This window comes from Verrucomicrobium sp. 3C (assembly GCF_000379365.1).
Lineage (GTDB): Bacteria > Verrucomicrobiota > Verrucomicrobiia > Methylacidiphilales > Methylacidiphilaceae > Methylacidimicrobium.
The window spans coordinates 402,260-410,073 of the sequence record NZ_KB901875.1; the positions used below are offsets into that span (position 1 = coordinate 402,260).

Sequence of the window (7,814 nt, forward strand, 5' to 3'; positions counted from 1 at the left end):
CAAACCTGCTCGTCTTGTAAACAATTGGGCAGACGCACGAAGCATCGTTTCGTGTGTCCTCACTGTGGTCTCCGGGCGCATAGCGACTTGAACGCAAGTCGGAACCTTGCCCGGATTGGCGGAACGGCGGTTCCGCCAAGGGCGGCCGTAAGCACGCCTAATGTTGGAGGTGCGGATGTTGGCAACCATGTCTGCGCTTCACGATAAAGCCTGCGACTTCAGTCGCGGGTTGTTTACTTTTCCGATTGCTGCGATCGCATAGCCCCATGAAGCTGGCCTGCTTTTCTGGCGAGCGGCTTGCCCCAGGGCCTTTTTTTATGAACGGTCAAGTGATTCTGCGCCAGGGAGGGAAAGAAAGGCTAAACATGAGGCGACTTTTTCGATGCCATAGGCTCGCTGAGACAGCGTTTCCATTCAGGAACCGGTGGAGCAAGGGATCGCGGACTGGAAGTTTCGGTTGCCAGTTCTCCAGAAGAAACCCAATGGTTCGATGGGCAGTGGAAGGAGCGCCACTATCTGGGGGCTGGGCGATCGGTGGGCGACGATTTGCGCCAGGTCATTGCCCAAGATGGGCAGGCGGTGGCGCTGCTGGCTTGGGGGCCGGCCTGCTACGCGCTCAAGGATCGGGATCGGTGGATTGGATGGAGCGCCGTACAGCGGGTGGAGCGGCTCAAGTTGATCGTACAAAATCGGCGTTTTCTGCTGCTCACTCCCAAGGGGCAGGCGCCCAATCTGGCCTCCCAAGCTTTGGGAGCGGCCTTGCGGGCGTTGCCGGGGCAGTGGCGGGATCGCTTTGGCTACACTCCGCTTTTGGCCGAGAGCTTCACCGATCCGGAGGCCTATGCGGGGACCTGCTACAAGGCCAGCGACTGGGAAGCGGTAGGCTACAGCGCCGGCTACAGCCGCCATCGGGCCGATTTTTACCTGCCCAATGACCAGCCCAAGCAGCTCTGGCTGCGTCCTCTTTCGGCGCAAGCGCGGCAAACGCTACGAGCGGCCCAAATTACCCGAAGAGTGCCGCGCCGGTTTGAGCGCGAGGCCCTCGGGCACGCTGCCGGTCAACGCCCAGCAGCTCGAATCGTTGCTGGATGTCTTTTGGAAAGCGCCCGATCCGCGCATGAAGAACGCCCACTATCCGGTCGGATCGGTGTTGACCTTGATCGCGATGGCGCTTTTGGCCGGGCGGCGGGAGATCGCCGAGATCGCCCGTTTCGCCACCAGTCTGACCCAGCCCCAGCGCCGTCGGCTGGGCTTGCCGCTCAAGAAGGGCACTGGAGGCTTTCATCCGGTTCCCGGCTACAGTGTCTTCTACCAAGTGCTCACCCGCATGGATCCCGAAGCCTTCGCTGCCAGGCTCACCGACTGGTTGCAAGCACAGGGCGGCACGCTGCCGCAGGCGCTGGCCTTGGACGGCAAAAGGATTCGTCATCATATTGGCCTCCTGACCTTGGCCCAACAGGAGGACGGCGCCCCGCAAGCGGTGGCGGTCCACGACCAAAAGCAGGACACGCCCCGTTGCGAACAAAGCGCGGCGGTGGCGCTGCTGGAAAAGCTGCCGGCCCTGGATGGCAAAATCATCACGGCCGACCCATTGCTTTGTCAGCGGCGCCAGGCCCGTCTCATCGTCGAAAAAGGAGGCGATTACCTGTTCGGGATCAAGGGAAACCAGCGTCGCTTGCTCCAAGAGGCTCAAGCCTTGGACGCCTTGCCCGACACCCCCTTTTTGCCGACAACCAATCCGGTCATGGCCGGGTCGAAACCCGAGGGCTCCATGCCTTCCCCATCGAGCCCCTGGCCGCCGACTTCCCCTTTGCCCGCGCCCTGATCGTGGTGCGCAGCCAGCGAACGAAGAAAAAGAGCGGCATCACCACCACCGAGTCCCGTTACTACCTCTCCAGCTCGCCACCGGATCAGTATTCGCCCCAAGAATGGTTAAACTTGATCCGAGAACATTGGGGCGGGATCGAAATCCGCAATCATTGGCGACGCGATGTCCTGATGGGCGAAGACCGTTCCCGCTCTCGCCAGCCCAACCTGCTGGCCAACTTGGCGCTCATCCGTAACGCCCTCCTCTCGCTCCTCTCCGAACGCCTCGGCGAACAATCCCTCCCGCAGTTCCGCGAACGATTCTGCTCCACCCCTAAACAATGTCTGGCCATCCTCGCCGCCGCATGAACTCCAAAACAAAAGACCCTGCGGCTTGCCCGAGGCGATCGCGCCTTTCGATTGCCTCAGGAAGGAGGGGGCGCGTACGATGTAACCATCCGTGGACCCTACTCCCGATTCGCGCAGTCATGAGGGGCGCGATCTCGACGAGAGCGCCGATTCGATGGAGTCCTCCGATCTACCCGATCTCAATCCCAGCCAGTTGGTGGCCTTTGCGCTCGTGGCTGAACTCGGCAGCGTGAGTCTTGCTGCCCGCCAACTCCATGTCGTCCAGGCGGCGGTCTCCGCTCAGTTGCGGCGGCTGCGGGAGGCTGTTGGCGATCCCCTCTGCCGCTTCGAGCAAGGCCACGTCCATCTCACTGCTGCGGGCGAGGAACTCCGCCAGCATGCCCAGCAGGTGGCCGAAGGGGTCGCGGCGGCCCGCCATTTCGCCCGGCGCCTGCAGCGGCGGGTCGAGGGCCGGCTCCGAATCGCCCTGACCGTCACGATCGGGAGCTACTACCTCCCCTGCCCGTTGGTTGCCTTTCAGGATCGTTACCCGGGCATCCAGATCGAGGTGGAGACCGGGTCGTCCCGGGAGATCATCGGGCGTGCGAAGGATTTCGACCTGGTCTTCGTCGAGGAGCCGCTGGAGCAACTTCCCCGGTCGGATTACATCCGCAAACCTTGGATCAAGGAAGAGATTCTACTGGTGGCCCGCCGGGAGAGCAAGCTGGCGCAGGACTTTCCCGAGGGCGTGTCGCTCTGCCATCTACAGGGGGAAAAGGTGCTCTGGCGAGAGGCCGACTCGGGTGTCCGCCGGGCCGTCGAGCGAGCCTTCGGCAGGGTGCGGCTCAAGCCACCGATCCACATCGAACTGCCCAGCGCTCAAGGTGTCATCGAAGCCGCCCGAGCAGGACTAGGGATCGGCTTTGTCGCGGCCAGCGTGCTGCCGGAGGAGGATGCCGGACTTGCGGCGCTGCGGATCAACCCCCCCGAGGGGTTGTGGTGGCGCCTCGCCATCCTCGTCCCCCCTCCGGCGAAACGCTCCGCAGCCGCCGCCGCGTTCCTGGATCTGCTCGATCGGAGTTCCGAGCCGAGGGTCCGCGGCGGCGTTCCGGCTCCCGAAGATGGCTAAACGCTGTACGATTGGGCGCCCACGCCGGCGAGCCTACCCCCTTCGGTGATCAGGTATTCCTTGCGGATCGGCTTCCCGGCGAACCAGCATTCCAGGATCTCCCGGACTCCCGCCGCATAGCGCGCCTGGGCCGAGAGAGTCGTCCCCGAGATGTGCGGAGTCATCCCCTCATGGGGCATCGTCCTCCAGGGATGATCCTTGGGAGCCGGCTGTGGGAACCAGACGTCCCCGGCATAGCCTGCGAGTTGGCCGCTCTCCAAGGCCCGGACGATCGCATCCCGGTCACAGATCTTCGCGCGAGCCGTGTTGACCAGATAGGTTCCCCGCTTCATCTTGGACAAGAGCGCGTCGTTGAAGAGATGCTCGGTCTCCGGATGGAGCGGACAGTTGATCGTGACGACGTCGCAGTGGGGAACCATCGATGCCGCGTCGGGATGGTAGGTGAGGCCAAGCTCTGCCTCGATCTGCGACGGTAGCCGATGGCGGTCGGTGTAATGAAGGCCGACGTCGAATGGCTTGAGCCGCCGCAGCACGGCAAGGCCGATCCGACCCGCCGCGACGGTTCCCACCTGCATCCCTTCGAGGTCGTAGGCCCGCTCCACGCAGTCGGCAATATTCCAGCCCCCGCCCCGTGCCCAGTCGTGGGAAGGCAGATAATTGCGGACCAGGGAGAGAATCATCATCACCACATGCTCGGCGACGCTGATGCTGTTGCTGAAGGTGACCTCCGCCACCGTGATCTTCCGCTCGTTCGCCGCCTTCAGGTCGACATGGTCGGAGCCGATGCCGGCCGTGATCGCCAGCTTGAGCTTTGGCGCCTTCTCAATCCGTTCGCGGGTCAGGTAGGCGGGCCAGAAGGGCTGCGAAATCACCACATCGCTATCGGGGAGCTCCTGCTCGAAGCGCGAGTTCGGCCCCTCCTTGTCCGAGGTCACGACCAAGGTGTGACCGCTTCCCTCGAGAAACCGCCGCAGCCCGAGCGCTCCTGCGACGCTGCCCAAGAGCTCGCCCGGCCGGAAATCGACTCGCTCCGGACTGGGTGTCGTCTGCCCGTCGGGATAACGCTGGATCATCGGGATCGTCTCCCGGGCATAGACAGGGGGATACCCCTTCACCGGATCATCGTAGAGAACACACAGGATTTTCATTTCTTTTCCTCTCCATCATCGTTTCAGAAAAAGGCCGCTCTCCCATCCGGGACGGCCTCCCCCAAAGCATAAGCGCTTAAACAACGATGATGGAAATAATCCTTTCTTATGGTCCGATCGCGTTTCGTTAAGACCGGGTAGCCGGCAATCCCTTCCGGAAGACTTTTGCCGTGGAGTCGAGGAGTGGCGCGGTGCGACGTAGGAGAGCCATAGCGGGAGCTGCCCCTTTCGGTATGACAGTGCCTGAGTATCTCTNCCTATCGGCCGTTTCCACTCCCCGCTCATCAAACCGAACAGGCGGATTTCCCGCATTCGGCTTCCGGACAAGGTTGGNNCAGGATTATGCCCACGGNAAGCTCCNCGTACATCTCCCGAGGGGGATGAGGTCGAACTCGCCTTCGCTTTCTCCTGCAACGTCATCTGGAGCTTCCGAACACGCAAGGGAGGTTGTAGGCGTNCCGCCACTCTCCGTTCTCGCTCCTTCCGACGTTTCCCTTGAACTAAGGCCCCTTCCCTCCCTCGGACTTTCTCCGAGCTCACAGGTAGTATGGACCTATCCGACTCCCACCTGGTCCCGCTTCGGCCCCTCGCAGGGCAGCGGTCGGTCCGCTCGGGGCCAGCCCGAGCTCCCGGCCAGATGGGCCTCCCGTGTTGATGCATCGTCCTTTGCCCGCATGCCCTCGCCCAATACCCCGGCGGCTCTCCCCAGTGCGCGTATTGCTCTCCTTCCCAGGGAGACAACGCCCTTCGCTTCTGTCTCACGAGCTCGGCGTCCGCATTACCCGTTTCGGGGCTTTGTTCAGCGTTCACTTTCCTTAGGGCCTGCTTGCTCGCTGACCCGCTTCCCGGGCCTTTTCCCCCAGAGGCTTCGACCGCTGGCGTTACCACCAGTAGCCGCTCCGAGTGCTTCCGGCTGGAGCAATCGTTGCCGGGTGGAGATCACTCCCTCCCCACTGGGCGATGCACCCTCTTCACGGCGCACGAGAGAGGAGGGTGATGGGGGAGACGCCGACCGTCAAACGGCAACGCCACTAGCCCCGAAGTAGTTATGGACAGCCCTTTGCTCGCCGTCGCTCTGCAATGTTTCCCCGCTCAGCGTATCGCGTAAGTCAGGGGCTTACACGGCATTTTGGGCCTGTTGTTGTTGCCGTTACGCGTGCGCTAGCCACGGCTAGGAATTCGCTGGAAGCATGGCGAGGCTGAGTTTGCGGAGATGCTTGGGATCGCGGATCACCTCCATCCGGATGATTTTACCTGCATCGATCGCGCAAGAAATAGCGACACGGAGCCGCCCTAGCGGAGCAACCGCGATCCCCACAGATCCGTTGATGAGCATGGGTCGTGCGAAGCGGGCAAAACCAGCATGCCTGAGGGCCTCCCCAGCAACCTCCGCCGAGCCCCGGAGTTCCCGGGCTCTTTCCTCCGCCGCGGCGGCGTCGGCGATCCGGAGCACTTGCGGGTCGAGGACGGCTAGAAGCCCGTCGATGTCCCCCGCGCGCAACGCGGTGAGAAACGCGCCCACTGCCTCCCGCTGTGGCGCAAGATCGTGATCCGATGCCTGGGGCGCTCCCTGCATGCGGCGGCGGGCACGGCTGGCGAGCTGGCGCGCCGCCGCCGAAGATCGTCCTAAGATCGACGCAATCTCCTCAAAGGGGAGTTTCAAGGTGTCGTGGAGCACGAAGGCGACGCGCTCACCCGGAGAAAGCCGTTCGAGCATGACGAGCAGAGCCAAGCCGACCGCTTCCGATTGGAGGAGTTCTTGCTCGGGATTGGAGAAGCTCCCCTCTGCCTCGACGGGCTCCGTCGGATGCGCGTCGAGCGGCTCCCCCCGCCGGGAGCGGCGCGAGCGCAATGCATCGAGACAGAGGCGGGCCGTCGTCCTTGTTAGCCATCCTTCCAGGTTCCGAGGAGTTTCCGCCGCGCGGACGAGCCGAAGCCAGGAGGTCTGGACCACATCCTCCGCCTCTCCCGAAGATCCGAGCATCCGGTACGCCAGCGCCCTGAGGCGGCCCCGACTGGCTTCAAACCGCTCGGCCAGCCGTTCCTTTGCGTTCATCCAAGGCAGAATCGACATCGCCACGTTCCTTGCGCCGTATCGGAAAGCCGTCCAAGCGCCTTTTACTAAGGATTGAGCCCATCGCCGCTTCCGGCAAATCCCCGCATCGAACGGCGGTACCAAGGGGGCAAAGAGCAGGAGCGCCTGAAACGCGTCCTTCGCGGAAGCGGACCCGGTACCTGGCCGACAAGAGCAAGCGAGTCCGCTTTCTGCGGAATTGTTCGGCGGGGAAGGGCAAGCTACAACGACGGCGTTGAACCTGAGAATGGCAACGAGCGACGACATCCCCAACCTGGTCCGTCTCCTGGAGATCCTTTTCTCCCAAGAAGAGGAATTTACGCCGAATGGCGTGCTCCAAGAGCAGGGCTTACGAGCGATCCTCTCGGATCCGCGGCTCGGAGAAATCTTGCTCGCGGAAGAAGACGGACGACCAATCGGGATGGTAAGCCTTCTCTACACGGTTTCCACCGCCCTCGGGGCTCGCGTCGCCATCCTGGAAGATATGGTCGTCGATCCGGCTCGACGGGGAGCCTGGGTCGGCAGCTCCCTTCTCGCGAGGGCGCTTCAGCTCTGCCGGGAACGGGAATGCGCCCGAGTGACTCTGCTCACCGATGCCCGGAACGCAGAGGCCCGGGGGTTCTACGAGAAGTTCGGGTTCGCCCAATCGGCGATGATTCCCTTCCGACTGGTCCTGCAAGGCAAATCGAGCCCTTGAACGCTCCGGCTTGGAGTGCGCAGGCCCTCTTCAGGACTTCCGGCCCCGACTGAGCTTGCCTGTCTCACAAAGTTCGTACCCGAGGTGCCGCGATCCTCGATCGGCTCCTCCACCAGAACCAGGGATCACGATCCACGGGGAGAGCGATCGGCCCAAGGAGAAACGGCGCGGGCAGTCCAAGCCGCTCGCGCCGGGAGCCTTGCAACTCCGAGGAGATCAGGAACAGTCGCAATCCTTATGCTGATGGACCGCGCACGCCTCTTTCTTCGCGCACTTTTCCGCGCATGCGCAGGAGGCCTTCTTCTTTGCGAGCATCGAATCGGCGTGGAGCGATCCGGCGGCGCCGAACAACAAAACGGACAGGATGGAGAGCATCGTCAATGGTTTCATAGAGTTCCTGCAAGGAAACCTGCGATTTGAATCGCGGGAGGAATTGCGGTTGCGCGGAACGCAACACGTGATGTAGTCTTTCCGACACGCAACGAGTTATCACCAATCGCAATTGTGTTTACCAAACCGCATACCATGTGGTATGGTGCCCGAAGTATCGGATCGACGTGTTGACGGGACCGGTGGCCGAGGAAATGCGAGCGATGCTGGATTCGATTTGCG

Annotated in this window: 8 protein-coding genes and 1 pseudogene; 7 read left to right on the forward strand and 2 right to left on the reverse strand. The window is 62.7% G+C overall.

Going from position 1 to position 7,814, the window contains the following annotated elements; all coding sequences use genetic code 11:
- From A37A_RS18840 to A37A_RS15305, 5 genes and pseudogenes are all read left to right on the forward strand, one after another.
- Window positions 1–207, forward strand: a 207-nt coding sequence (locus tag A37A_RS18840; protein WP_155996586.1) for a zinc ribbon domain-containing protein, incomplete at its 5' end; no start/stop codon positions are given.
- Window positions 208–516: 309 nt separating this feature from the next.
- Window positions 517–840: pseudogene (locus A37A_RS21130) on the forward strand (Druantia anti-phage system protein DruA); the annotation flags it as partial.
- Between the two features lie 187 nt (window positions 841–1,027).
- Window positions 1,028–1,825, forward strand: coding sequence for an ISAs1 family transposase (locus A37A_RS21690; protein ID WP_026195600.1), 798 nt, complete (start codon window positions 1,028–1,030; stop codon window positions 1,823–1,825).
- On the forward strand, window positions 1,783–2,175 hold the full coding sequence (locus A37A_RS21695) for a transposase (protein WP_255324900.1): 393 nt from the start codon (window positions 1,783–1,785) through the stop codon (window positions 2,173–2,175). The genes A37A_RS21690 and A37A_RS21695 overlap by 43 nt, the downstream gene beginning before the upstream one ends.
- Before the next feature lie 91 nt (window positions 2,176–2,266).
- Window positions 2,267–3,283 carry a LysR family transcriptional regulator gene (locus tag A37A_RS15305; RefSeq protein WP_020493896.1) on the forward strand — a complete coding sequence of 339 codons (1,017 nt, stop codon included), beginning with the start codon at window positions 2,267–2,269 and terminating at the stop codon, window positions 3,281–3,283.
- Here A37A_RS15305 and A37A_RS0102425 read toward each other — a convergent pair.
- Together A37A_RS0102425 and A37A_RS0102430 are read right to left on the reverse strand one after the other, a co-directional pair.
- Window positions 3,280–4,431, reverse strand: a complete 1,152-nt coding sequence (locus tag A37A_RS0102425; RefSeq protein ID WP_018289948.1) for an NAD-dependent formate dehydrogenase — start codon at window positions 4,429–4,431, stop codon at window positions 3,280–3,282. The two genes, A37A_RS15305 and A37A_RS0102425, sit on opposite strands and share 4 nt — an antisense overlap.
- A gap of 1,171 nt (window positions 4,432–5,602) precedes the next feature.
- The gene (locus A37A_RS0102430) at window positions 5,603–6,487 is read right to left on the reverse strand and encodes a sigma-70 family RNA polymerase sigma factor (protein ID WP_026195601.1); all 885 of its coding nucleotides are present in this window, start codon (window positions 6,485–6,487) and stop codon (window positions 5,603–5,605) included.
- A gap of 265 nt (window positions 6,488–6,752) precedes the next feature.
- On the opposite strand from A37A_RS0102430, the gene A37A_RS0102435 reads away from it, so the two are divergent.
- Window positions 6,753–7,202 carry a GNAT family N-acetyltransferase gene (locus A37A_RS0102435; RefSeq protein ID WP_020493898.1) on the forward strand — a complete coding sequence of 150 codons (450 nt, stop codon included), beginning with the start codon at window positions 6,753–6,755 and terminating at the stop codon, window positions 7,200–7,202.
- A 488-nt stretch (window positions 7,203–7,690) separates the two neighbouring features.
- The coding region (locus tag A37A_RS21700; protein WP_196799586.1) for a transposase at window positions 7,691–7,814 on the forward strand (124 nt) is incomplete at its 3' end.

Coding starts and splice junctions, on each gene's coding strand:
- A37A_RS0102435 (WP_020493898.1), top strand. CDS start 6,753: ATGGCAACGAGCGACGACATCCCCAACCTGGTCCGTCTCCTGGAGATC.
- A37A_RS0102425 (WP_018289948.1), bottom strand. CDS start 4,431: ATGAAAATCCTGTGTGTTCTCTACGATGATCCGGTGAAGGGGTATCCC.
- A37A_RS0102430 (WP_026195601.1), bottom strand. CDS start 6,487: ATGAACGCAAAGGAACGGCTGGCCGAGCGGTTTGAAGCCAGTCGGGGC.